Annotated in this window: 24 protein-coding genes and 1 pseudogene; 13 read left to right on the top strand and 12 right to left on the bottom strand. The window is 53.6% G+C overall.

Features of this window, described 5'->3' with window-relative positions; all coding sequences use genetic code 11:
* The first annotated feature begins 204 nt into the window (after positions 1-204).
* Positions 205-588, top strand: coding sequence for a hypothetical protein (locus PEH01S_RS07220; RefSeq protein ID WP_025849923.1), 384 nt, complete (start codon positions 205-207; stop codon positions 586-588).
* Positions 589-952: 364 nt separating this feature from the next.
* Positions 953-1,462, top strand: a complete 510-nt coding sequence (locus tag PEH01S_RS07215; protein WP_127484532.1) for a GNAT family N-acetyltransferase — start codon at positions 953-955, stop codon at positions 1,460-1,462.
* 69 nt (positions 1,463-1,531) lie between these two features.
* Here the strand turns inward: PEH01S_RS07215 and PEH01S_RS36120 are convergent, their stop codons facing one another.
* The 3 genes from PEH01S_RS36120 to PEH01S_RS07200 form a co-directional block, all read right to left on the bottom strand.
* Positions 1,532-1,732: a Spo0E family sporulation regulatory protein-aspartic acid phosphatase gene (locus PEH01S_RS36120; RefSeq protein ID WP_025849925.1), complete on the bottom strand. Its 201-nt coding sequence runs from the start codon at positions 1,730-1,732 to the stop codon at positions 1,532-1,534.
* A 74-nt stretch (positions 1,733-1,806) separates the two neighbouring features.
* Positions 1,807-2,004 (bottom strand): helix-turn-helix transcriptional regulator, encoded by a 198-nt coding sequence (locus PEH01S_RS07205; RefSeq protein WP_161782253.1) that lies wholly within the window; start codon positions 2,002-2,004, stop codon positions 1,807-1,809.
* A 180-nt stretch (positions 2,005-2,184) separates the two neighbouring features.
* The gene (locus tag PEH01S_RS07200; protein WP_025849927.1) at positions 2,185-2,412 is read right to left on the bottom strand and encodes an alpha/beta-type small acid-soluble spore protein; all 228 of its coding nucleotides are present in this window, start codon (positions 2,410-2,412) and stop codon (positions 2,185-2,187) included.
* A 99-nt stretch (positions 2,413-2,511) separates the two neighbouring features.
* Between PEH01S_RS07200 and PEH01S_RS07195 the strand changes: the two genes are divergently transcribed.
* Positions 2,512-2,991, top strand: coding sequence for a hypothetical protein (locus PEH01S_RS07195; protein ID WP_127484530.1), 480 nt, complete (start codon positions 2,512-2,514; stop codon positions 2,989-2,991).
* Here the strand turns inward: PEH01S_RS07195 and PEH01S_RS34490 are convergent.
* From PEH01S_RS34490 to PEH01S_RS07175, 5 genes are all read right to left on the bottom strand, one after another.
* Positions 2,988-3,149 carry a hypothetical protein gene (locus PEH01S_RS34490; RefSeq protein WP_161782254.1) on the bottom strand — a complete coding sequence of 54 codons (162 nt, stop codon included), beginning with the start codon at positions 3,147-3,149 and terminating at the stop codon, positions 2,988-2,990. The genes PEH01S_RS07195 and PEH01S_RS34490 overlap by 4 nt on opposite strands.
* Before the next feature lie 134 nt (positions 3,150-3,283).
* Positions 3,284-4,492: a CapA family protein gene (locus tag PEH01S_RS07190; protein WP_246062823.1), complete on the bottom strand. Its 1,209-nt coding sequence runs from the start codon at positions 4,490-4,492 to the stop codon at positions 3,284-3,286.
* A 158-nt stretch (positions 4,493-4,650) separates the two neighbouring features.
* On the bottom strand, positions 4,651-5,604 hold the full coding sequence (locus PEH01S_RS07185; protein ID WP_025849930.1) for an aldose 1-epimerase: 954 nt from the start codon (positions 5,602-5,604) through the stop codon (positions 4,651-4,653).
* A gap of 99 nt (positions 5,605-5,703) precedes the next feature.
* Entirely contained in the window at positions 5,704-6,681 is a 978-nt protein-coding gene (locus tag PEH01S_RS07180; RefSeq protein ID WP_025849931.1) for a TIGR03943 family putative permease subunit, read from the bottom strand.
* A 33-nt stretch (positions 6,682-6,714) separates the two neighbouring features.
* Complete coding sequence (locus PEH01S_RS07175; protein WP_127484526.1) at positions 6,715-7,935, bottom strand: permease; 1,221 nt, start codon at positions 7,933-7,935, stop codon at positions 6,715-6,717.
* 520 nt (positions 7,936-8,455) lie between these two features.
* Here PEH01S_RS07175 and trpS point away from each other — a divergent pair.
* A complete protein-coding gene (gene trpS, locus PEH01S_RS07165) occupies positions 8,456-9,445 on the top strand; it encodes a tryptophan--tRNA ligase (RefSeq protein ID WP_025849933.1) in 990 nt (329 codons plus the stop codon).
* A 52-nt stretch (positions 9,446-9,497) separates the two neighbouring features.
* Here trpS and PEH01S_RS34485 read toward each other — a convergent pair whose 3' ends face one another.
* Positions 9,498-9,674 (bottom strand): DUF5325 family protein, encoded by a 177-nt coding sequence (locus PEH01S_RS34485; RefSeq protein ID WP_164827714.1) that lies wholly within the window; start codon positions 9,672-9,674, stop codon positions 9,498-9,500.
* Positions 9,675-9,822: 148 nt separating this feature from the next.
* On the opposite strand from PEH01S_RS34485, the gene PEH01S_RS07160 reads away from it, so the two are divergent.
* Positions 9,823-10,050 carry an alpha/beta-type small acid-soluble spore protein gene (locus PEH01S_RS07160; protein ID WP_025849934.1) on the top strand — a complete coding sequence of 76 codons (228 nt, stop codon included), beginning with the start codon at positions 9,823-9,825 and terminating at the stop codon, positions 10,048-10,050.
* Between the two features lie 97 nt (positions 10,051-10,147).
* On the opposite strand, the gene PEH01S_RS07155 is transcribed toward PEH01S_RS07160, so the two are convergent.
* Positions 10,148-11,131: a metal-dependent hydrolase gene (locus tag PEH01S_RS07155; protein WP_025849935.1), complete on the bottom strand. Its 984-nt coding sequence runs from the start codon at positions 11,129-11,131 to the stop codon at positions 10,148-10,150.
* A 102-nt stretch (positions 11,132-11,233) separates the two neighbouring features.
* On the opposite strand from PEH01S_RS07155, the gene PEH01S_RS07150 reads away from it, so the two are divergent.
* The 3 genes from PEH01S_RS07150 (at position 11,234) to PEH01S_RS07140 (ending at position 15,566) form a co-directional block, all read left to right on the top strand.
* Positions 11,234-11,557: a hypothetical protein gene (locus PEH01S_RS07150; protein ID WP_025849936.1), complete on the top strand. Its 324-nt coding sequence runs from the start codon at positions 11,234-11,236 to the stop codon at positions 11,555-11,557.
* An 89-nt stretch (positions 11,558-11,646) separates the two neighbouring features.
* Positions 11,647-13,455: an ABC transporter ATP-binding protein gene (locus PEH01S_RS07145; RefSeq protein WP_025849937.1), complete on the top strand. Its 1,809-nt coding sequence runs from the start codon at positions 11,647-11,649 to the stop codon at positions 13,453-13,455.
* Positions 13,452-15,566 (top strand): ABC transporter ATP-binding protein, encoded by a 2,115-nt coding sequence (locus tag PEH01S_RS07140; protein ID WP_127484523.1) that lies wholly within the window; start codon positions 13,452-13,454, stop codon positions 15,564-15,566. Before PEH01S_RS07145 ends, PEH01S_RS07140 begins: the two co-directional genes overlap by 4 nt.
* Positions 15,567-15,778: 212 nt before the next feature.
* Here PEH01S_RS07140 and PEH01S_RS07135 read toward each other — a convergent pair.
* Positions 15,779-16,573, bottom strand: a pseudogene (locus tag PEH01S_RS07135) (hypothetical protein).
* Positions 16,574-16,881: 308 nt separating this feature from the next.
* A complete protein-coding gene (locus tag PEH01S_RS07130; protein WP_127484521.1) occupies positions 16,882-17,919 on the bottom strand; it encodes a LacI family DNA-binding transcriptional regulator in 1,038 nt (345 codons plus the stop codon).
* 437 nt (positions 17,920-18,356) lie between these two features.
* Here PEH01S_RS07130 and PEH01S_RS07125 point away from each other — a divergent pair, with 437 nt between their 5' ends.
* The 5 genes from PEH01S_RS07125 to PEH01S_RS07105 all read left to right on the top strand — a co-directional run bounded on the left by PEH01S_RS07125 (position 18,357) and on the right by PEH01S_RS07105 (position 24,358).
* On the top strand, positions 18,357-19,262 hold the full coding sequence (locus tag PEH01S_RS07125; protein WP_010495811.1) for an ABC transporter permease: 906 nt from the start codon (positions 18,357-18,359) through the stop codon (positions 19,260-19,262).
* A 16-nt stretch (positions 19,263-19,278) separates the two neighbouring features.
* On the top strand, positions 19,279-20,160 hold the full coding sequence (locus tag PEH01S_RS07120) for a carbohydrate ABC transporter permease (protein WP_127484519.1): 882 nt from the start codon (positions 19,279-19,281) through the stop codon (positions 20,158-20,160).
* 45 nt (positions 20,161-20,205) lie between these two features.
* Positions 20,206-21,819: an ABC transporter substrate-binding protein gene (locus PEH01S_RS07115; protein ID WP_174807109.1), complete on the top strand. Its 1,614-nt coding sequence runs from the start codon at positions 20,206-20,208 to the stop codon at positions 21,817-21,819.
* A 144-nt stretch (positions 21,820-21,963) separates the two neighbouring features.
* Positions 21,964-23,442: a glycoside hydrolase family 32 protein gene (locus PEH01S_RS07110; RefSeq protein WP_127484515.1), complete on the top strand. Its 1,479-nt coding sequence runs from the start codon at positions 21,964-21,966 to the stop codon at positions 23,440-23,442.
* A 22-nt stretch (positions 23,443-23,464) separates the two neighbouring features.
* A complete protein-coding gene (locus PEH01S_RS07105; RefSeq protein ID WP_127484512.1) occupies positions 23,465-24,358 on the top strand; it encodes an ROK family protein in 894 nt (297 codons plus the stop codon).
* Positions 24,359-24,371: the final 13 nt, after the last annotated feature.

The following is a 24,371-nucleotide window of genomic DNA, read 5'->3' as shown; positions in this document are numbered from 1 at the left end:
ATACTTTTCCAAAGAGGGAGCCGTTTGTTAGCCGGAATGGAAACGATGTCAATTTTATGGCGTCTTGTAATGTAAAATTTTGTTGAATTATTGTGTATTTTATGAAAAAAATTTGTTGTCAACGTGGTTATATTGTCCTATAATGGGTCTAGAGCCTCAGATATACATAATATTCCAATTATACTACTTGAAAGGAGGAATTCTGTGATTTTAGAACAATTGCCTTTAGCCAGACAGTTGGATTTGGTGTTTCGGGAATTGAGAGAGGAGCTGGCTCAGCTTACCTCGGGGACGGTTTTCGTCCAGATTCGAAATAACATGGTCGGGAAGTTCGGCATCCGGCATTTTCCTCTGGAGAGCAAGGGTACGGAGATCAAGATGGCAGAGCGCGGCTTGTCCGAAAGCCAGCAGCTTTCATTCCGCCAGACCGCTCTGGAATCGTTGAAGCTGAAACGTTGGACGCACGGAGAGATTCAGTTTGAATTCGCGATGCGCCAAGACTTGCTTTGCACCAGCGTGACCTTCGAATCGAATTATAATATGGCGAATTTGATTGGCGAGTCCAATAAAAACAAGCGTGATTTTTGATTGACCAAGCTTACTGCACTCATACCAAGGTTTACCTTTTATCCCAATTGTAACTTTCTTAATTGTTTTGTGTTTCAACTAAATTTAATCCTTCTGATGCTCTAATTGTTCGATATAACTTACAGCCTCCCTCGATCGCTTGATCGGGAGGTTTTTTTGATAAGGATATCATTTCGAGAAAAGCTTCCTCTAGGACACGAATGGTTCTTCTTCGAATTTTAAGAGGGGGGTCGTATGGAACTTTTTGGATTTCGGAGCGTATATTCAGGACAAGAAGAATAACAAGCCTAATCCGCCTGATGACACACCTCGTTAAGCGCTGCGGTGTGTGTTTTTGCGAATGAAGGAAAGGGGAAAATCGATTATGATCGTGCTCGAAACCGACCGGCTGCTCCTTCGCCACCAGACCATAGAGGATGCGGCGTTTATTCTGGAACTGATGAACGATCCTTCCTGGATCCGGTACATTGGCGATAAAGGCGTGAGAACGTTAGATGACGCGCGGAGCTTTATTCGAAAAGTACCGCTGGACATGTATGCCCGTTTGGGGTTCGGATTTTACTTGACTGCATTGAAAGATGAGGGCACGCCGATCGGCATCTGCGGATTTGCAAAACGGGATTTCTTAGAGGACGTGGATATCGGATATGCTTTTCTTCCCGAATTCCGGGGAAAAGGGTACGCCTTCGAGGCCGCTTCCGCCGCAATGGCTTATGCCCAATCCGAACTGGGGCTAAAACGCATCGTGGCGATTACCTCTCAAGATAATCATTCGTCGGCCAAGCTGTTGGAAAAGCTGGGATTGCGTTTTGAAGGCGTGATCCCTTATGCGGGCACGGACGAGGAAGTCCGGCTCTATGCGATTAATGTCTGACAGGTGAGGCCGCCCGATGAACGTTGCGCAGGCGAAATGCAGGCTATAACCATAGAAACGTTCCCCCCACTAATTCTGGCCGGTGGGGGGATCTTGCCATTTGCTGGACAGGCGGGCGTATTCGTTCAAGGCATCGTCCAATTTTTTACTGGCTTCGATTACTTCGGGATCTACCAAGGATGTCTTGTTCCGGGATAGGGCATTGAGCCCTATTCTAAGCTGTTCTATTTCTTTCAGTATGTCTGCAAGCAGCTTATTGATCTCGGACATTGTTACCGTTTTCGGCTCGACTTAAGCTATAGCTTAAGTTTGTGGCCGGAGAATGAGCAAAGCTAATTTGCTCTTTACCGTTTACCTGTCTCCCATTCCCATTCAAAAAGATCATCCATATAACAATTGAGGTAATCCGCCGCCATCTTCATCTTGAGAACGGATAGCTTGCTTTTCCCTTTGATGACTTGTGAAATGTAAGATTCAGTAACTCCCAAATGCTTTGCTAGATCTGCCTGTGTCCTGTTTGTCTGAGCCAGCAATTCAGGCAAACGGCTTCTCCCGAACCGGAGAGCCAAAAGCAATCCTCCTTTTGAGGGACTATGCTTCAATTATACTTAAGTCATAGCTAAAGTGGCAAATAGAAAGCAAATGATAGTTTTGTTATAATGAATGGCAACGGAAAAAGGCGGTCCCAAAGGAGCCGCCCGGTTAAGTATTGAGGTCGTGCATTATCTTGTGAACTTGCCTGCCAGCTGCTGCTCGGCGATTTGAACCAGACGACGAGTGATGTGGCCCCCGATTGCTCCAGTGTCACGGGTTGCCATGAAGCCATAGTAACCGTCTTGAGGAATCTGAATGCCCAGCTCTTGAGCAATTTCATACTTCAGCTGATCCAAAGCTTGGTTCGCTTGAGGTACGACCAATTGGTTGCTGCTGCGGGATTGTCCTGCGCCCATCGATATCACCTCCGTTCACTAGGTAGTATGTTCCACGCGAAAGAATATACACGGACTGAAAATTGGTAAATATGACCACCGGGTCGGGGAGGGATTGTCTTGGGATTTTTGCTAAAGTGCAGCAATTGGTCCTTTGATGCGGACCTGCAAATCGTACATGCCGACGTTAAACTGGAGATTGACGGCGAGTCGCTGATCGACGAACCGCTGTGCATCGACGTAGGGCTTCCGGCGCTGCTGCTCAGCGTCCATGAGGATGTGGAGCCGTTTCGGTGGGCGCCGGCGGACGAGTGGCAGCGCATTCCGTTCTTCTGCTGCGGCTGCGGCGATCCGGAATGCCGGGCGTTCTCGTTTATCGTACGGCACAAGACGGACGGCCGGTTGCAGTTGATTGAAGTAGAGGAGCGGGAAGGGAGAGCCCCCCGCCAATTGGGCACGTATGATATCGATCGGTTGGCTTACGCCAAGCAGGTAAGGGAGATCGGGGAGACGTTTTTGCGTTTTGTCGAGCATTTGGATTACCGGCCGTATTTCAAGAATACCGTCGAAACGGTAAAGCGGCAGCTTGCCCGGGGTTAATCGTTATTTTTCGGCTTCTTGAGCGCTTCCATCTGCTTCATTAAGGCCGTCATTTCTTTTTGCAGTTTTTCCATGTCGCTGAACATGGTCTTCATCGCTTTGTCCTCGGTCAATAATTTGGTAATTCCGTCGAACCAATCGGATTTGCTGATGCTCATCTGTCCACCTGCCTTTCTTCGTTCTTTTTATATATCGTACGAAGAAGAACGGGGCAGGTGTCTGTTTTGGACTTGTAAAGGAGAAAAAGGCTGATGCCCGAATCGGCGGCTCAGCCTTGTCCTTCTTCTTCCGCTTAATCGACGAGCAGGTCCGGGACCCACCGCCGCATATGGCTTGCGATCTCCTCCCGGATGCCGCGCACGCCGGGCAGCTCTGCACCGGAAGCTTGGCTTAACGGAATGACCCGATATCCCCGCCAGTTCTGAAACCGGACATAGGTCGGCAGAAAGCGGACTCCGCCGATCATGACCGACGCTTTGCCGCCGGCCGCTCCGCTTGGCTTCCGAAGCTCCGCCTTCAAAATGCCGCCGATCCGTACATACGGATGGGGCTTTTTTTGCGCAGCCAGAAAGTTGCCGAGGGAGTAAGCGACAAGCGTCCTCCCGCCGCTTCCGTTATCGATCCATTCCGGCGGCTGGAGCACGTGCGGATGATGGCCGAGGATCACGTCGGCACCGGCGGCTGCGGCCAGGCGGGCCCATTTTCGCTGCTGCTCCGACGGAAGCCGGGCATATTCGGTTCCGAAATGAAGGCTTGCTACGACGGCGTCGGCTTGTTTTTTCGCCTCGGCGATTTCTTGCTGGAAGGCCTGCTCTTGTTCGAGCAAATGCACCAAATAAGGCTTGCCCGAAGGCCGGGGAATCCCATTCGTTCCGTAAGTCCAAGCGACGAAAGCAAGCTTCAGCCCGTTGCGCTCCACGATCCGGAGACGCTTGCGGTCCGCCTCGTCTTCGCTCGCGCCTGCATATTCGACTCCAAGCCGTTTCCAATGCCGGATCGCCAGACGCACCGCCTGTTCTCCGCGGTCAAGCGTATGGTTATTGGCCATCGAGACGATATCGACCCCTGCGTCACGAAGAGCGTCGGCTGCCTCGAACGGACTGTTAAAGGCCGGGTAATCGGACAGCCCGAGCCCCGTGCCGCCGGTCATGCTTTCCTGATTGGCGAACGTGACGTCGGCCCCCTCCAAATCCCGCCGCACCGCCTCAAAGATCGGCCGGAAATCGTAGCCAAGCCGCGTACGTGCGTCCTCGTAGATCGTACGGTGAATGAGCACGTCGCCGGCGGCGGCCAAGGTAACCCGGCGTTCCGCAGGGGCAGCCGGTTCGGATGATGGCAGCGGGGGAGGAGCAGGCGCAGGGGGCGCTTTGGTACCGGTCCCCGTCCGGAGGCCGGTTGGAGAAGGCCCCGAAGGCGCGGGTCGGTCGGCCGCAGGAGAGGCGCATGCCCCCGAGAGCAGCACAATCAGTAGAACGGCATAACGGCAATATCGTTTGGTCATCGGGCGGGTCCTCCGGATTGCATTGTCCATGCTATTAGTTACTATTTGCTTACGGACTTGGAATTATAGACCCGCCTGGTTTGATCATTGGAAAAGGCCCGCGTCGTCCGGTTTCGTTCCGGGCTGCCCGCGAGCCTTTTTGCCGTTTGATAAGCAAGTTATTTGTAAGCTACCTCAAGCTTTACTTCCAGCTCCAGCGATCCTCCCGGCTCGATGGCGCGGAAGCCCGTTACCTCGGCCGGCTGATCGATATTCGGCGCGTTGGTGACCCAAGTGTAAGGCTCCAGGCAGATGAAATCCCGGGCTTCGCCCTTCGTATAAATGACCCATTGCTTGAACAGCTCGGAACCGCTGTAACGGATATCCGCCTTAGGGCCGGACAGCACGGCAAGGCAAGGGTAGTCCCCGATTTGGAACACGGTGTCCATGTCGTAGCCTTTCAGCACGTCGCCTTCGGGCAGCTTCCCGTACTTGTCGCCGAGTGGCGCGATATGGCCGAGAGGAACGTTCGTTTCGTCCAGTTCCCAGAAGCCGATCGCGGGCAGCTGCAGCGTCCAGTTCTCCGGCTCGCCGTCGAGCAAAAACCACGTATGCAGCCCGTAGCCGAACGGAGCGGACGTTTCGCCGCGGTTGGTTGCTTTCAGCAGGTGACGGAGCGTGGTCCCCTGCAGCACGTATGTCACTTCAAGCTCGAGCTCGTGCGGGAACTGGTGCTGCACGTGTGCATCGTCGGCCAGACGAAAAACGGACGTGATGTAAAGAGCCCCGTCCTTTTCGCCGGTTGCAAGAACCGTCCAGGGCTGGCTTTTGATCATGCCATGAATATGATTGCCCTGCACGTTGTTGATCTCAAATTGGTAGCTGCGGCCCTCGAACGTGAAGCGGCCTTCGCGAATGCGGTTCGGCGGCATCAGAATCGGCGTGCCGTACTGCACCGGCTCGGCGGCCATTGCGGCCGGAGAGGCCGGGACGCGAAGCATTTCGCGCTCCAGCGTTTTGTCCCAAATGCTGTAGACGTTGTTGCCGACGGCTGGACAAATGCTGACGATCAGGTGGTCGTTTTCGAGCGTGTAGGCCGGCGTTCCCTGCCAGTCGATTTGCTTAATGATCATTCTGTAAGATCTCCTTTGCCCGGTAAAATAATCCGATCGTAAATCGCTTCCATTGTACCAGAGGAGCCGGGGACTGTCACCCCGGGAAAATCGTCGGGATCAGGCGCCGAAATCGAAGTTCGGGTATACGTACGGCGCTTTGGCCGGCTCGGCTTTGGCGATTTTCTCCACCTTCAGCACCATGATGTCGGTATCGTTCAGCTTCGTTTTTTGAATCGTGCCGGTGACCGTGACCCAGCTGTCGTCCGCGAGCGTATTGGCCCGGTCGTATTCGGCCAGCACCCCGAACGGGGCGGCATCCGCGGAGCAGCATTGGATGGAGAAGCGCGCCACGACGAATTGGTTGCTCTTCATCTCTTCCTGCCGGTAAACGAAGCCGGTGAGCTGCAGCTTTTTGCCGACGAACCGGTCGAGATACAGATCGACGGATGTCAGCGTCTCGATGAACAATTCTTCTTTCACCGTAATCAAATCGGATTTATAGAGCTGCTTCGCATACTTGGCGTACTGCTGGGTAAATTTATCCGCGGGAAAAAGTTCCCCGTCCGCAGGCGCTGCCGCTTGGGCCCCGGGTGTTTGAGCGTTTGGAGCAGCGGGGGCTGCATCCGTTCCAGCGGGAGTCGGTGCCGGGGCGCTTCCGGTTCCATTCTCCGCACCGCTTCCTGCGGTGGCTTCGCTGTCTTTTTTGACCGAGCTTGCGCTGCTGAGGTTCATTCCTTTCTTGGCGGCAAGACTGCTGCCCATCGTGCTGTCCGGAAGCAGAAAGCCCAGCAGCAGCGGGAAGAAAAACAACCCGTACACGACGATGTTCTTGAACAGCGACCGCGACGGAGTGTGATCATGGTCGCAATCGCAGACGGCGGCGCCCCGGCCGCGCCAGGCGCGAAGCGTCAAGTAGAGCTGATAGGCGGCGACGGCATACAGGGCGACGGCCGACCATTTGACGTAGTCGACCATACGGGGTGCTATGTACAGCAAAATGGCGTCGGTTTTGACCAGATAGGCGATGTAGACGGCAAAGCCGAGCAGAATAGCGGTTTTCAAAGCATGATGCAGGGCAAGGACCCGGGAATTCACGGCACACACTCCTTTTTGCAGTTGGGTGTCAGCTTACATGAAAAAAATCCGTTCGTACAGCAGCGATGCGGCGAGCACGACCATAACCACCAGTGCGGACAGCAGGAGCACGAAGCGGGCGCGGAAGGCCGACAGCAGCATCAGCGTGCTTTTTAAATCGAGCATCGGGCCGAAGACGAGAAACGTCAGCAGCGAGCCGGTCGAGAAGGTTGCGGAAAACGACGAAGCGACGAAAGCATCCGAGGTGGAGCAGAGCGACAGAACGTACCCCAGCCCCATCATGAACAGATGGGAGGTAAAATCTCCTTGGCCGATCGACACGAGACTTTCGCGCGCGACGAGCGTTTGAATGAGTGCGGTCAGAAACGCGCCGAAAATCAAATATTTGCCCATATCGAAAAACTCGTCCGAGGCGTGTCCGAGCACGCCGAGCAAACGGCCGGCGCGGCTGCGTCCATGCCCGTGGTTGTGCGTATGGTCGTGATGCGTGTGGTCGTGCGCATGACCATGATGCGTGTGGCTATGGAAGTGCATATGATCTTGTGCATGATCATGATGCGCTTGGCTGCGGGCATCCGTATGCTCGCGATGGACATGATCATGGCTGTGGTCATGCTTATGTTTATGCTCGTGCTCATGCGCGCTATGCCGGGGCTCATGCCCGCCTTGAGGAGCGCCGTATCCGTTTGCGCCAAGACCGGTTGCCGCCCCGCGGATCGGATTGCGCTTCACGAACCGGTATACGATAAGGCCGATCGCCGCCGCAACGACGAAGGCGAGCGCCATCCGGGAATAGGCGATCTCCGGACGCGAGCGGAACGCCATGAAGGTCGCCGCGTACACCACGGGATTGATGATCGGACCGGCGAGGATGAAGACGACGGCCACATAGACCGGCATTCCCTTCAGCACCAGCCGGCGGATAACGGGCACCATGCCGCACTCGCACAGCGGAAAAATGATCCCGACAACGCAGGCGAACAGGATGCCGAGCACCGGATTTTTGGGCGTCAGCCGGCGGATGGTCTGCTCGGAAACGAACATTTGCAGCAGGGCGGACACGAGCACGCCGAGCAGGACGAACGGCAGCGCTTCGAGGATAATACTGATGAACAGCGTCTTGAAATTTTGCACGCCCGCGCTGCTTACAAAGGACAAGTCCGGCGGTTGCTTTTGCGTATAAATAAGAACCAGCATCAGAATGCATAAGACGGCGAGAATGTTCGTGACCCACCGTTGGACGATTGTTTGCAAGGGGCATGTCTCCTTCTTGTTCGTAATTATTATTATATAGTATGCTTTCCGCTTCGTACATAGGACAAGATTTTAGAGTTTGTGAAGGCCGGAAAAGCGCATGGCTGCGGCAGTTGTACGCTCCTGTTCCGATTCCGAGGTTGACAAGGGGGAGGGCGTTTAGGTACAATGACGTCTAATAAGAGCGATGACGGGAATAAGTAGGCGGCAGGCAAGCTCTGCAGAGAGCCGGTGGGTGGTGCGAACCGGCGGGCGGCGGCCGAACGAATGGGTCCCTGAGCTGAAGGTTGAACGTGCGCAGATACACCCGGGCCCGGGGAAGCTTAGTCAGCGTTGCGCGCCGGTAGGCCGATCCGGTTTCCTCCCCGTTACAGGAGGCTGAAGGCCCGAGGTGTCTGTCTTGGATAGCACGGTTGGGTAAATTAGGGTGGCACCACGGTCTCTCGTCCCTTGCGGCGGGAGGCCTTTTTGTATTTCGGGATGCTTACAGGCGAGATAAGAAAAGGAGGCGGACAGCGAAATGTCCAAATTAAGAGTATTGTCCGGCATGCAGCCCAGCGGTCAGCTGACGCTCGGCAACTATATCGGCGCATTGAAAAATTACGTGAAGCTTCAACATACGCACGATTGTTATTTTATGGTGGTGGACCTGCACGCCGTCACGGTGCCGCAGGAGCCGGAAAAGCTGAAGGATCAGTCGGAGGCTGTCGCTGCGCTGTACCTGGCGGCAGGCATCGATCCGAACGTAGCGACCGTGTTCCTGCAATCGACCGTTTCTGCGCATGCCGAGCTCGCCTGGCTGATGACGACGCTCACCTATATGGGCGAGCTGGAACGCATGACGCAGTTCAAAGACAAGTCCGCCGGCAAGGAATCCGTCGGAGCCGGTCTGTTCACTTATCCGTCGCTGATGGCTGCCGACATTTTGCTGTATGATACGGCGCTTGTCCCGGTCGGCGACGACCAGACGCAGCACTTGGAGCTGACGCGCGATCTGGCGCACCGGTTCAACCAGCGCTACGGCGACACGTTTACGATTCCGAAGGGCTACTTCCCCGAAGTGGGTGCACGGATCATGTCGCTGGACGACGCGTCCAAGAAGATGAGCAAGAGCAGCCCGAACGCCGGCAGCTACATTGCGATGCTGGATGCCCCGGACGTGATCCGCAAAAAAATAAGCCGGGCCGTGACCGACTCGGGGCGGGAAGTGAAGTTCGACCCGCAAACCAAGCCGGAGGTCAGCAATTTGATCAGCATCTATGCCCAGTGCGCGGACAAGACGATTGCGGAGATCGAAGCGCAGTACGAGGGGCAGGGCTACGGGCCGTTCAAGAAGGATTTGGCCGAAGCGGTCGTGGCCGCCTTGGAGCCGATCCAGCAGCGGTATGCGGAGATCCGCAGCTCGGGCGAGCTGTACGATATTTTGCGTCGAGGCCAAGAGCGGGCGGCTGCGCAAGCGGAGCAAATGCTGAAGCGGGTTAAAGAAAAAATGGGCTACGTGGTTTTGTAGCCCTTTCCTTAGGGCTTGTCCGGACGAACCTTCCTTCGTCCCGGGCAAGCTCTTATTCGTTTCGTTTTCTCAGTTTGGCTTTCACGATAAAGCCGGCTCCGATAAACAGCACCGACAACAAGCCGAACAGTGCAGCCATCCAAGGCTTGCCCGTAGCCATAAAGAAGCTGATGCACGCGAGAAGCGCCGTGCCTCCGAAGGCGAAAAACAATCCTAATCCTTTGGTCATGACGAGACCGCACCTGCCTTTCCGATAACATTTGAAACTGCGATTGATTTTTTCAAAAGGGAGTATAAGTTCAGGCATACGACACATAATAAGCTTGCAAGCTTGCAAATACATCAAAGACATCATCCCGTTGAAAGGAGTGCTGAACATGGGTGCAGGACAATCCCGCAGCAGCAATCAATTAGTTGTACCTCAAGCAAACCAAGCTTTGGAGCAATTGAAATTTGAGGTTGCTCAAGAACTGGGTATTCAAATTCCGCAAGACGGCTACTACGGTTACATGGCTTCCCGCGACACAGGCGCAATCGGTGGTCACATTACCCGCCGTTTGGTCCAAATCGCCGAGCAAGCCATCTCCGGCGGCGCAGTCCGCTAACCGCAAGCTTTGGAACAAAGCTTCATGAATATAAGCTCAAGGAGAAATCCTTGAGCTTTTTTCCGTGGCAGCAAAAAAGAGGAGGATGAGCCCGCTGTTAAGCGCCGCCCATCCGCAGCTTCTTTTCGAGCCGGGAATCGCTGACCCAGCCTACATACGAATCGATCGGATTCAGCTTTTTGTCCAGCAGCAGCACCGCGACGAACGGGTACTGCTTGCGGTGCCGGTAGCGCACGTCGGCCCAGCGCACCTCGTACCCCCAGGCGTGCTCCTTCAGCTCGGCACAGGCAAAGGAGGTAAAGTATAGGAAGCAAGCGACGTTCGGGTGCGTCTTGGACGCCTCCACGGCAGGGTGGACGGCGCAGGAAACCCGGTCGATCCAATTGATTTTGCGGTTTCTGAGCTCGCCCAGCTTGAACGAACCGTCCGGCTTCCGCTTCACGACCTGCCATTGATGGAGATGCACCGTCGGGATCAGCGTATACCGGTCGCCGGGCTCGTAAGTCGAATCCTGCAGGCGCAGCCCCGACTCGAGCCGATAATGGGTCCAGGAGCGCCATATATAATAGAGGGCGATGAATGCGTATAATATAGGAAACAGAATTTCCGGACGCATCAGATGAACCGACCATATAAAAATGGCAAGCACGTGAGAAGAGAAAATGATCGGATCGAAAATGTGAATGATATTCCACGAGACCCATCGCTCGGAAATCGGCCGAAGCGCCTGGGTTCCATACGTATTGAACAAATCGGTGAATACGTGAAACGCGACCGCGATAAACACCCACATCGTCACATGCGCCATAGGCAAATCATCAAAGATAAGCCAGAGAATGCCGGAGATGAGCGCCGTCCAAAGCACCAAAGCAGGCAGCGAGTGGGATAAGCCACGGTGATTTTTAATATAAACGGCGTTGCTTTTCAGCCGCAGCAGCGTATCGGCATCGGGTGCCTGCGAGCCGGCCACCGTTCCGATCAGTACGGCTGTCGAAACCATCGGATCTGCTGCCACAACCGGATCGACATAAGCCAGGCCTGCAAGGCCGAGCCCGATCACTAGGTGTGTTCCGGTGTCCATGGACTAACCTCCTGAACGTCTAATTTTTCAATAGTCTACTCTAGCCCATTACTATTAGTGTATCATTTTCTTGTCCAAAATAAAGCAAAGGCTGTGAAAAAAATGTGTATCGTTTTTGTCGAATACCGAATTGATGCGTCATATCGCCCTCAATACTTGGCATGGTCTCAGCGGCTGCGCGATGATTTCCCCCAGATGGAGCTGTACGAGGGGGCGGATCAGCCGGGGCTGTTCGTGGAGCTGTGGAGCGGGCTTAGCGACGAACAATACCGTTTCATGCGGGCAGTGCGTACCCGCAAGGACGAATATGCCGCTGAACCGGGAGCGTGGAACGGGACCGATCCCGAGCGATGGGCGCCACTCGAACAATGGGTGCCGGGCGGGTGCCCCAAAATTCATATTTGGCAATTCCAAAAAGTCAAATAGTCCATTTTTTAAGATAAACATATCCATGGCTTCTTCTTCCCGATCGCGGTACCCTTACAATAGTCTTCAATTGCGACGGAGGAAAACGGATGGAGAATAACAATATATTCTGGTCTCATATCAAGCGGAACCGTCTGCCTTACCTAATGGGCTTTGCATTATTGTCCATATCGTCCATCCTGCAGCTGATCATTCCCTGGCTGCTCGGACGGTTTACGGACAGCCTCCAAGCGGGAGGGCTGACCTACGATCAGGCGGTCCGTTTCGGCGTCTGGATGATTGCCGCAGGGTTTGGGATCGCTTTCTTCCGGTCCGTCTCCCGTATTTATTTGTTTCGGCTGTCGCGTCAACTGGAGATGCGGGTGCGCGGCGAGCTGTTCGTCCACTGGGAGAAGCTGTCGGCGCAATATTTCAACAATCAGCGGATCGGCGACTTGATGTCGCATGCGATCAGCGATGTCGGGGTCATCCGCGAGGTGACGATGCAGGGGTATTTCAACGTGATGGAAGCGGTGTTTCTGATCGTCGTATCCGTTGCGGCCATGACGAGCTCGGTCAATCCTTGGCTCACGCTCCTGACGATGCTGCCGCTGCCGCTGCTGAGCCTGCTCGCTTACCGGTTCAACAAGCGGATCATGCAGCAGTCGGCGGATATGCAATCCGCCATCTCCGATTTGACGAGCCGCGTGCAGGAGTTTACCGCAGGCATCCGGGTCGTGAAAGCTTTCGTACAGGAAAAAGCGGAGCGGGAGCTGTTCACCCGGGACAACCGGCGGGCCGTCGAAATGAACCGGCGGTACGTGCGCTCGAACTCGTTATTCGGGGCCCTCAGTGCCGGGATTGTTGGGTTCAGCTTTCTCGTTTCGGTCGTGCTCGGCGGCATGATGGTATTGAAGGACATCATTACGCTCGGTGAATTCGTCGCTTTCAATACTTATTTGTCGCTGCTCATGGGACCGATCGAAAGCTTGGGGCGGGTCGTCAATTTGCTTCAGCGCGGGAAGGCTTCGGAGCTGCGGCTGCTGGAAATTTTCAATACGCAGCCGGACGTGGTGGACGACGTGATGGCGAAGCCGGAGATTGAGACGATCGAAGGCGAGATCGATATCCGGGATTTGACGTTCGCTTATCCGGAAGCGAAACGGCCGTCGCTGCGAAACGTTTCGCTCAAGGTGCCGAAGGGCTCCAGTCTCGCCATCGTGGGCCGGGTCGGCAGCGGCAAAAGCACGCTGGTGCATCTGCTTGTCCGGCTGTACAACCCGCCGAAAGGGACGGTGTTTATCGACGGGCATGACATCCACGAAATTCCGCTGCGCACGCTGCGCGGCCAGATCGGCATCGTGCCGCAGGACCAGTTTCTGTTCTCGTCTACGATCCGGGACAACATCGGGTTCGATCCGAAGCCGTACAGCGACGAGCAGGTCGTCGAGGCGGCCAAAATCGCCCAAGTCTACGAAAATATCGTCGAATTTCCGAACCAGTTCGATACGGCGCTCGGCGAGCGCGGTATTTCGCTTTCGGGCGGCCAGCGCCAGCGGGTAAGCATCGCGAGGGCCGTCATCAAGAAACCGTCGGTGCTGATTTTCGACGACAGTTTGTCCGCGGTCGATACGATCACGGAGGATTTGATCCTCGAAGGGCTCAAATCCGTGATGAACCGGCGCACGACGATCATTATCGGGCACCGGATTTCGTCGGTGCAAAGCGCCGACCAAATCGTCGTCATGGACGAAGGCCGCATCGTCGAGCGCGGCAATCACGAGCAATTGCTGGCCGTAAACGGAATTTATGCCGACATGTATCATAAACAGCTGTTGGATCAGGAGGCCGAACGGGAAGACGGACAGGAGCAGGATGCTGCCGCTTCGCGGCTGATGCGGGGAGGGGCGGGCGCATGAATATACACGCGGAGAAAACCGTGAAGACGATGAAGGATACGCAGCTGCTGACGAAGCTGCTGTCCTACGCCAAGCCTTATTGGCGGATGATCGCGCTCTGCGTCGTTCTGGCCTTCCTGATCGTCGTCGCCGACTTGGCGCGTCCTTATCTGATTAAGGTGGCGATCGACGGCCATATCAACGGACTGCACAAGCCGATGCTGTCGGCGGTAGCGTCTCAGTCCGACCGTCTTCGGAGCTACGGAGATGTGACGGAGTGGAACGGCAGGGCCTACGTCCGGCTCGAACCGGATGAAGCCGAACGGGCGGCCCGCGAGCCGGAGCTTGGCATGCGGCAAGCCCAGGTTGTCCGGGTCGACGGCAAAGACTGGCTCATTGCCGGCTGGATCGCCAAGCAGCCGGAGCAGGCGACCGTAGCGGAAGCGGGCGGCAAGGCCGAGCTACGCGCCGGGGGACAGACGTTCGCCGCCGAACCGCTGGACACTGCCGCGCTGGAAGCGTTCCGCAAGCAGGATTACGCCGGATTCCTCTGGCTGGGCGCCGCTTTCCTTAGCGCGGTTGTCATCGCGGCGCTGCTCAGCTATCTGCAAAGCAATCTGCTGCAGTACACGGGGCAGACGATCATTTTCAATATCCGGCAGCAGCTGTTTCAGCATTTAAGCCGTATGTCGATGTCTTACTTCGACCGCAATCCCGTCGGAAGGCTGGTCGTCCGCGTCACGCAGGATACGGAGTCGCTCAACCAACTGTATTCGCAGGTCGTCGTCAACTTGATCAAAGACGTCATCGTGCTGATCGGCATCGTCGCCGTCATGCTTCAGCTCAGCGTCAAGCTGGCGCTGCTGTCGTTTGCGGTGCTGCCGTTTCTGGCCGTGCTGACGTTCTGGTACCGGTCGGTTATCCGGGACGCTCAGCGGAAATCGCGGGTGATTCTGTCGCGGCTCAATTCGTTTCTGGCGGAAAACTTGTCCGGCATCCGGATTACGCAACTGTTTATCCGCGAAGAGCGGCAGTGGGAGCAGTTCGATCATCACAATACGGAATATTACCGGGCAGGCATGCGGGGAACGGTCATCAACTCGATCTTCCAGCCGGCGATCGGGTTCCTCGGCAATTTCGCTATCGCACTGCTTCTCTGGTACGGCGGCGCCAGCGTCATCGACGGCGGCCTGACCTTCGGGGTGGTGTATGCCTTTACGCATTACGTGCGGCAGTTTTTCCAGCCGCTGCAGAGCTTGGCGGAGAAGTACAACCAGATTCAGACGGCGATGGTCGGCGCGGAGCGCATCTTCGAGACGCTCGGCGAGAAGCCGGCGATCGTCGACCCGGAGCAGCCGAAGCCGCTGCCGAAGGAAATCCGCGGCGAAATCGCGTTCGAGAACGTATGGTTCGCCTATAACGGAGAAGATTGGGTGCTGAAGGATGTCAGCTTCACGATCCAGCTGGGGCAGACGGTGGCGTTTGTCGGCGCGACCGGAGCGGGCAAAAGCTCGATCATCCAATTGATCAACCGCTTTTACGACATTCAAAAAGGCAGCATCAAGCTCGACGGCATCGATATCCGCGACATCCCGCTGGACGACCTGCGCCATTACATCGGTATCGTCCAGCAGGACGTGTTCCTGTTCACCGGAGACATCGCTTCGAATATCCGGCTGAACAACCCGGAGATTACGGATGAGCAGGTCGTTGCCGCGGCCCGGATGGTGCATATGGACGAATTTGTCCGCGGCCTGCCCGGCGGCTACAAGACGCTGCTCGGCGAGCGCGGCATCAATCTATCGCTCGGTCAGCGGCAGCTGCTGTCGTTCGCCCGCGCCATCGCGTTCCGGCCGCAGATTCTCATTCTCGACGAGGCAACGTCGAACATCGATACGGAGACCGAGCTTATCGTGCAGGACGCGCTGATGAACATTTCGGAAGGCCGGACAACGCTGATCGTAGCCCACCGGTTGTCGACGATTCAGCATGCTGATCAGATCATCGTCATGCATAAGGGCAAGGTCCGCGAGACCGGAAACCATTACCAGCTTCTCGCGCAGCGGGGGTACTATTACCGACTGTTCGAGCTTCAGTACAAGGAACAGAAGCTGGTGCCGAAGGCGAGGTAAGGGAGCGAAGATGCGCTTCGGTAAATGGGTGTGTGCATGATGATTGAGAAAAATCGCATGAAACGTGAGAGAAAATAGCAAGGTTATTGAAAATATACGTAATAATGTATAAATATACATTTACAATACAGCGAAGACGTACTCAATTTTCATTTTAGTACGTCTTTCTTTTTATTTACTTTATTCAAAAATATAGACGCTTACGATTGTTATTAACTCAACTTTTGGTTGAGCAAACCTTTGATATAGCTGGGCAAACCGGAGATCCACTCGCGGAGTTGACAAAAAACAGTTGATTTATCCTTTATCGTCTTGGCTTCAGCCATCGGAAGAAATAACGTTATCAATTGCTGCAACGCGGTTTGGTAATCTAGGCCACGCACTTCGTCGGCAAATAGGAAAAATAAACCACCCAACGACTTGGGGTCGTTCTCTGCCGGCGGTCGAATTCCATCACCAAGTAGCGGCTGAATACAACCGTTGTATGGCTGATGAGCATGTCGAAGGAACGGCCCTGAAACTCGGTGCCGAGCTTAAGATAACTTTTTGTGAATTTGAAAAATGTCTCAATACTCCACCTCATGCCGTGAATCCGAACAATATTGAAGCCCTTGGTAAAGCGGCCGGTTGTATGGTCGAACACGCGGGCTAAGAGCTCGGCTTTCTTGCTGCGGTTACGGCTTAAGACGGAATCGTCGACGATGAAGACACGCGTGCGCGAAGACGAAATGAGCGACTCGAAGTGCAAAACGATTTTCAAAGCAAAGCGGTGAAGAAACTTCCGCCAGTTAAAAGAAGCCTGATTGAGAAAACGGTAGACAACATCTTTGCGGGGGAGCGACTTTCTGACGAAACCAGTTCCGGCCCTCGAAGACGAGTGAAAACAGATTTTGAAACACGGCCAAGCTGGAATAACCGAATGATTTGGAAATACCAGCCTTACGTAGCAAATGGCCGATTTGCAGGGTGGAAAACACGGCTGAAGTAGTATTAGATGATAAAGGGATTTTATATGGGGGATTTCGCTGAATTGAATATATAGGATTAGGAGCAGTCGAGGTAGGCGTGGCAAAATTGCTGAGCCGCCGGTACTCCGATTAATGAAGCCCTCGGCCAGCTTGTTAAAGGGACCTCTTAATTATTATAAAAAACGCCGACCTTTCTTGAAAGTAAGAGAGGTCGGTTTCTCTAACAGTACGGGTCCGAGTCTTTTGGCGTAACGTCTCTATACTCCGTGCTTCTTGTCATCCTGCGAGATTATCTTCAGTCAGGGCTATGCTACGCAAACCATAGGACTAGTTCCGAATTGAAGAGATTAACTGATATTCGGCGTAGATTCCCTGATAATAGGTTTTGTGTAGATATGGGAAACCTGGTAAGGCTGTTTGGGATCGTGAATGCGGGAGAGAAGCATCTCCGCACCTTTAATGCCCATTTCACTGCTGTAAATGTGGACGGTTGTCAGATGAGGCTCGACAAGGACAGATTCCGGCCCATTGTCAAAGCCGCAAATAACAACATCCCGGGGGACATGAATGTTCCGGTTCCGAAGCGCTTTCATAAAATTTGCGGCAAGGTAATCGTTGGCGCAAACAAAAGCTGCGGGAAGCTCGTTCATTTTGCTGACTCGCTCATCCATCCAGCCGGGCCGCGAGAAAAGGCAGTCATCATCGACGAGGCATTGGGAGAGGTCGAGGTTGATCCTGGCTTCGGCAAGCGCCCGGTTAAAGCCCGTCCATCTTTCGTTAAAGCTTCGGCAGTGGGAGTAGTTTCCGATAAAACCAAAGCTTCTGTAGCCGCCGTCAATAAGCCTCTTGGTAAGCTGATAAGTACTGTGTTCATTCTCCATCAGCAGAACATCGGCTTGAAAGTCGGAATAACAGATGGAGGCGGAGCAGTCGACAAATAGGGTAGGAATACCGAGACCTGTAATGAGCTTGCTGTATTCCATATCAAACAGCTCGATACAAATAATCCCGTCCACATTAGCGGCATCGAAATTGTTAGGCAACGACAAGGTGCTGCGCTCAATGTCTCTGACGATGTGAATGGACAGATTATAGCCTTCGCTGCTGATCCGCTCCTCCAGTCCGCTGATCAGGGCGGACCCGAAATGGGAAGTATTCGGCAGGTTTTCCGTTAAAAGCGCGATGTTCCCCGATTTTTTGGACAACTTGCTTTCGCTTTCCATATACGCAAACTGTTTATATTTTAACTCTATCGCTTTCTTAATGACCTTGTTGCGAGTCTCCTCCGGAATGCTTTTGCTTCCGTTCAACGCCTTGGAGGCGGTGTTGCGCGAAATGCCCAGCGCATCGGCGATGTCTTGTATGGTCACGCGTTCCTTCGTCATTATTTCACCTCAAGTTTCTCTCTACAGATCTCCTTCCAATTTATAATAGTTTGTGAAAAATAGCAACATGAGTTTACAAATGCACAAATAAATTTGCATTTAATAATTTCCTATATTTTTATTAATATGCATTTTTAACTGATTATAGTAGCAGATGAATAGGCAAGAACGTCTCTTTTGAATCGGCATTCCCATAAAATAATAGCTCTTAAACGATCTTCAAGGATTCGATTTGTGCAAATGTAAAGTTAAAACATATGAAATTCACACAAATTTGTAATCAAATTGACTAATATTAATTTACATTTTGTATTGACTTCTGACGAAATGAAGTGCTAAATTGTAAATGGATAGGGAAGCGGAGGGAATGGAACGATGTTGATGAAAGCCTTTACGGTTGGCAAATGTAAACTTTAAGGAGGGACGGAGGGTAAGAAATGCACCATGCACTTGGCTATTTGAAAAAGCATTATTTTCATTACATACTGCTTGCGCCGGCTCTTATATTAACCCTGATCTTCAAGTACGGTCCTATGTACGGAGCCGTTATTGCGTTCAAGAATTTCAGCCCGATCAAAGGGATTATGGGAAGCGAATGGGTCGGATTGAAGCATTTCGAAAAGGTTCTGTCCGCACCGAATTTTGAAGTGATTCTCATAAACACACTCAAGCTAAGTGTGTACGGTCTTCTTCTCGGCTTTCCCGTACCGATTTTGCTGGCGCTCATGTTAAATCAGGTGCGCAGAGCAGGCGTAAAGAAGAATATTCAATTATTTTTGTACGCGCCCAACTTCATCTCCGTCGTTGTCATCGTCGGGATGCTGTTTATTTTCCTATCGCCGACAGGACCCATTAACCAACTGCTTGTCTGGATGACGGGCGAACCGGTCATGTTTATGTCCCGTCCCGAGTACTTTAGGTGGATCTATATTTTGTCCGATATTTGGACCGGGGCCGGCTGGGCATCCATTATCTATGTGGCCGCGCTGGCGAACGTTGACCCCGAGCTGCATAATGCGGCCAGCCTTGACGGAGCAAATCTGATCCAGCGAATTCGACATATCGACCTTCCAACCGTCCGTCCGATTATGGCTATCGTCTTCATTTTGGCTGCCGGCGGGATTATGTCAATCGGATTTGAAAAGGCTTACTTAATGCAAACGGCTATGAATCTGCCAACCTCGGAGATTATTCCGACCTATGTCTACAAAATCGGATTACAGGCAGGGGACTATTCGTATTCCGCCGCCGTAGGGCTGTTCAATTCGGTGATCAATGTCGTCCTGCTCGTTACCGTAAACATTGTCGTCAAGAAGCTGAATGAGGGCGAAGGACTTTACTGAAGAAAGGAGCACCATCATGCCCATCAAACATTCCAGACTGGATCGCTATTTGCTGGTCCTGATCGCCGTTTGCCTGACATTGGCCGTCCTGGTTGTGGTTGTGCCGCTGCTGTACATCGTCGTGGCCTCCTTTATGGACCCTTCCGTTCTGCTTAGCCGGGGGCTATCCTTTAATGTCTCGGATTGGACCTTGGACGGGTACGAGAAGATTTTGACTAACCCGGCGATGGTTCGAGGCTTTGGAAACGCAGTGGTGTACTCGGCCGCTTTTGCCGCTATAACCGTCCTGGTGTCCATCTTTGCGGGATATGCTTTGGCGGATGGCCGCTTAAAAGGGCGCAGATTTATTATGACGCTTTTTCTCATCACGCTGTTCTTTGGCGGAGGACTGGTGCCTACCTATCTTCTTGTCAAAAAATTGGGGATGATCGATACCATTTGGGCGGTACTCCTTCCCGGCGCGGTGAACGTTTGGAACATTATTTTGTCCCGAACCTTCTTCAAAGGCGTGCCCCACGAGCTGAAAGAAGCGGCAAATGTGGATGGCGCCTCCGAAATGAAAATTTTTGCCCGCATTGTTCTGCCGCTCTCCAAACCGATTATTTTCGTACTGGCGCTTTACGCTTTTGTCGGCCAATGGAATTCGTATTTCGACGCCATGATCTATCTCGATAATGCGAAGCTGCATCCGCTGCAGCTCGTGCTCCGCTCTATTCTGATCCAGAATCAGGTTGATCCGGGGATGATTGGCGATCAGCTTGCCATGGCGGAGATGAAGCGATTGTCCGAGATTATTAAATATGCGGCAATCGTCATCTCAAGTCTGCCGCTTATCGTGATGTATCCGTTTTTCCAAAAGTATTTTGAAAAAGGTGTCTTGGTAGGTTCCCTCAAATAGAGGGCCGCATTACATAGATGCGATTTAAAATGGGAGGTCATTAGGATGAAAAAGTTTAAACAACCGAAATCTGCCTTCAAGGCCGCATCCGCATCCGTACTTGCTTCCGCGCTCCTGCTTTCCGCCTGCAGCAATAACGGGAGCGGCGGTTCCGCCAGTCCCGAGCAGGACCCAAGCGGGAAAGTCACGCTGAATGTGATGACGCAAAGCTCTCCGCTTGCCCCGGCCGATCCGAACGAAAAGCTAATCTTTAAGCGTCTTGAGGAAAAAACGAATGTTCACATCAACTGGAAGAACTTCACCCGGGATGTGTTTGTAGAAAAACGAAATCTCGCGATGGCGAGCGGCGACCTGCCCGATGCAATCTTTGACGCGGGGTACGGTGATTATGAGCTGTTGAAGCTGGCGAAGGACGGGGCCATCATCCCGCTGAACGATCTGATTGAGAAGCACATGCCGAACTTAAAGAAAGTGCTGGAGGAAGCGCCTGAATATAAAGCGATGATGACGGCCCCGGACGGTAAAATTTATGCATTCCCTTGGATCGAAGAGCTCGGCGAAGGAAAGGAGCGCATTCAGGCTGTCGACGCGGTTCCCTGGATCAATGTGGCGTGGCTAAAAAAACTGGGACTCCAAATGCCGAAAACGACGGAAGAGCTGAAAAAGGTGCTGATCGCCTTTAAAACGCAGGATCCGAACGGCAATGGAAAGGCGGATGAAATTCCGCTGTCCTTTATTAACAAACCGGGCGCCGAAGATCTCGTCTTCCTGTTCGCGGCATTCGGGCTTGGGGAGAACCCGGACCACGCGGTAGTGACGAACGAGGGCAAAGTCGTCTTTACCCCTGCTGAAGAAGGGTACAAGAATGCGGTAAAGTTCATTAACGAGCTGTATAAGGAAGGGCTTATCGATATTGAAGCGTATACGCAGGACTGGAGCACCTACCTGGCTAAAGGGAAGGATCACAAATACGGCCTTTATTTCTCCTGGGATAAGAGCAATATCTCCGGTGCCAATGACAGCTATGACGTCATGCCTCCTGTAGCCGGGCCAAGCGGTGAAACCAATGTCACCCGGACAAACGCCCTGGGTTTCCACCGCGGCAGAATGGTGATTACGAGCGCCAACAAAAACCTGGAGACGACGGCGAAATGGGTCGATCAAATGTATGACCCGATTCAATCCGTCCAGAATAACTGGGGCACCTATGGCGATGACAAGCAGCAAAATATTTTCGAGTTTGACGCTTCGAACAAGATGCTGAAGCACTTGCCGCTGAACGGTACGGCGCCGGTAGAGCTGCGCGAGAAAACAAGCGTCGGCGGTCCGCTCGCGATCCTGGACAGCTATTACGGCAAATATACAACCTTGCCGGACGACGCCAAAGAAAGAATGCAGATCGTCAAAAAAATTATGGTTCCTCACATGAAAGCGGAAAATGTGATGCCGAGCGTCTTTCATTCGATCGATGAGCTGGATCGCCTGACGACCATCGAAACAGACCTCTTCGCCTACGTGCTTAGAATGCGCACAGAATGGTACCAAAACGGCAAGATTGACGAGCAGTGGGATGCCTATTTGAAAGAGCTTGATCGGCTGGGGCTGAAGGAGTGGATTAAAATTAAACAATCCGGTTACGATCGGGCCGCAAAGCAGTAAGGGATGTCTAAGCGGAGGTTGTGCACCTTGCGGCGATGAAGGCGTTGAAGTGCGCAGCCTCCTACTAAATTGAGATATATAGAGACAAATTCCGGCACGACAGTCGGACGGATTTGATTTCGGAGAGAAAAGGAGAGCTGCACCATGTCTACCACGGTCAAGCACAATTATAGAGGTATGTATCATTTCTCGCCTAACGAGAAGTGGATGAACGATCCGAACGGGATGGTCTATTTTAAGGGCGAATACCATCTGTTCTTTCAGCATCATCCCAACGGGATGACTTGGGGCCCGATGCACTGGGGCCACGCCGTCAGCAAAGACTTGGTCGTCTGGGAGGAGCTTGATATCGCGCTGGCGCCGGATGAGAACGGTATGATTTACTCGGGGAGCGCTGTGGTCGATTGGCGCAATACAACGGGTTTTTTCGGGGATGAGCCCGGACTTGTCGCTATTTTTACGCATCATCTTCCGCAGGAGGGCGAACTCTACCTCCAAACGCAGAGCCTCGCGTACAGCAAGGACAACGGGAGAACCTGGACAAAATTTGAAGGCAATCCGGTATTGAAGCATGAGTCTTATATCGACTTCCGCGATCCGAAAGTATTTTGGCATGAGGACACGAATCGCTGGGTCATGGTCATCGCATGCGGGCAATCGGTATGTATCTACCATTCCCCCGATTTGAAATCGTGGACATTTGGAAGCGAGTTTGGCGCCGGCATCGGCTTCCATGGCGGAGTGTGGGAGTGTCCGGATTTATTCGCGCTGAATCTTGACGGAGATTCGTCCAAGCAAAAGTGGGTGATGCTGGTCAGCATCGGCGATGATCCCGCCTATAAGGAAGGCTCGCGGATCCAGTATTTTACCGGCAGCTTTGACGGCATCACGTTCACGCCGGATGAATCGTCCCATACGGTGCGTTGGCTGGATTATGGCCGCGATAACTATGCGGGTGTAACCTGGTCCGACGTTCCTGCGGAGGATGGAAGACGCCTCTTTATCGGCTGGATGAGCAACTGGAAATACGCCAATCTTACTCCGACGGAGGGATTCCGCGGTGCGATGACGGTACCAAGAGAGCTGCAGCTTCGATCCGGAGCGGACGGCTGCGCAACCTTGGTGCAGAAGCCGGTGCGTGAGCTCGAGTATGCCCGCGTTCAGGCGCTGGAGCTGACGAATGTGTTCTGGAAAGAAGCGGAAGAAGCACTCGCTTCCTTGCGGCTGGAGAGCTATGAAATGAAAGTGGTCGCGTCGTCCGGCTCATCTTATGCATTCAAGGTGAAAAAGGGCGATCAGGGAGAGACTGTAGTCGGGGTGGATGCAGCGCGTGGAGAAGTGTATGTAGACCGGACGAAGTCCGGATTGCACGAGTTCCATGAGCAGTTCCGAGGCGTTCATGCGGCAAAGCTGCAATCTCCGGGAGCGACGATCGATCTTCAAATTTATGTGGACCGTTCCTCCGTCGAAGTATTTGCCAATGGCGGCCAGGCGGTCATTACCGACCTGATTTATCCCGAAGGCGATGCTTTAGGAATTTCGCTGACGGCTGATGATGATCGGCTTCTGCTGGTTTCATTGTCGGTTTATGAAATGGCGCCGTCCGCCAAGGGCTCGAACTAAGTACGGAAGGGGGCAACCCGATATGCTGCGCATTGGAGGAATCGAAGCGGGCGGAACCAAGTTTGTATGCGGGGTCGGAAACGAATGCGGCGAAGTCGTCGACAGCATCAGCTTTCCGACGGAGGATCCCGAGACTACGCTCGGTAAGGCGATTGCTTATTTCAAAGAAAAATCCGTGGATGCGATAGGGATCGGATCTTTCGGTCCGATCGACCTTCGCCTCGGGAGTCCGACCTACGGATATGTCACCACAACGCCAAAGCCGGGCTGGGGGAATGTCAACTTTCTGGGGACTCTGCGGCGCGAATTCGATGTTCCCTGCGGATGGAACACCGATGTGAACGCGGCCGCCTTTGGCGAGGCGACCTGGGGGGCGGCCAAGGGATTAAAAAGCTGCCTCTATTACACGGTTGGGACAGGAATCGGCATTGGCGTCTTTTTGGAAGGCAGGCTTGTCCAGGGGCTGGTCCATCCGGAAGGCGGGCATATGCTAACGAGGCGGCATCCGGGGGATGATTTTGCAGGCTTATGCCCTTATCACGGCGATTGCCTAGAAGGCATGGCGTCCGGGCCGGCGATCGAGGCCCGTTGGAACGTGAAAGGGCATGAGCTCCCGTCGAGCCACCCGGCTTGGGAGATGGAAGCCTACTATATTGCGCAATCGATTACCGGGGCCGTTCTTTTAAATTCGCCGGAAAAGGTCATTCTCGGAGGGGGCGTCATGCAGCAGTCCCAGCTGTTCCCGCTCATCAGGGAAGCGGTGAAAGCGAATTTGAACGGTTATGTGAGCGCCGGCGAAATTGCGGAGCGCATGGACGAATACATCGTACCGCCGGGACTTGGACAGCAGGCCGGCTTATGCGGGGCATTCGCGCTTGGTCTTGCCGCCCTGCAGTCTCAGGTTCCTTCACTTTAACTTGAGGCTGCAG

The organism is Paenibacillus ehimensis NBRC 15659 (assembly GCF_004000785.1).
GTDB classification, from domain to species: domain Bacteria; phylum Bacillota; class Bacilli; order Paenibacillales; family NBRC-103111; genus Paenibacillus_G; species Paenibacillus_G ehimensis.
Note: the sequence above shows the minus strand (reverse complement) of the source record. Positions and strands in the feature narration are given on the sequence as shown.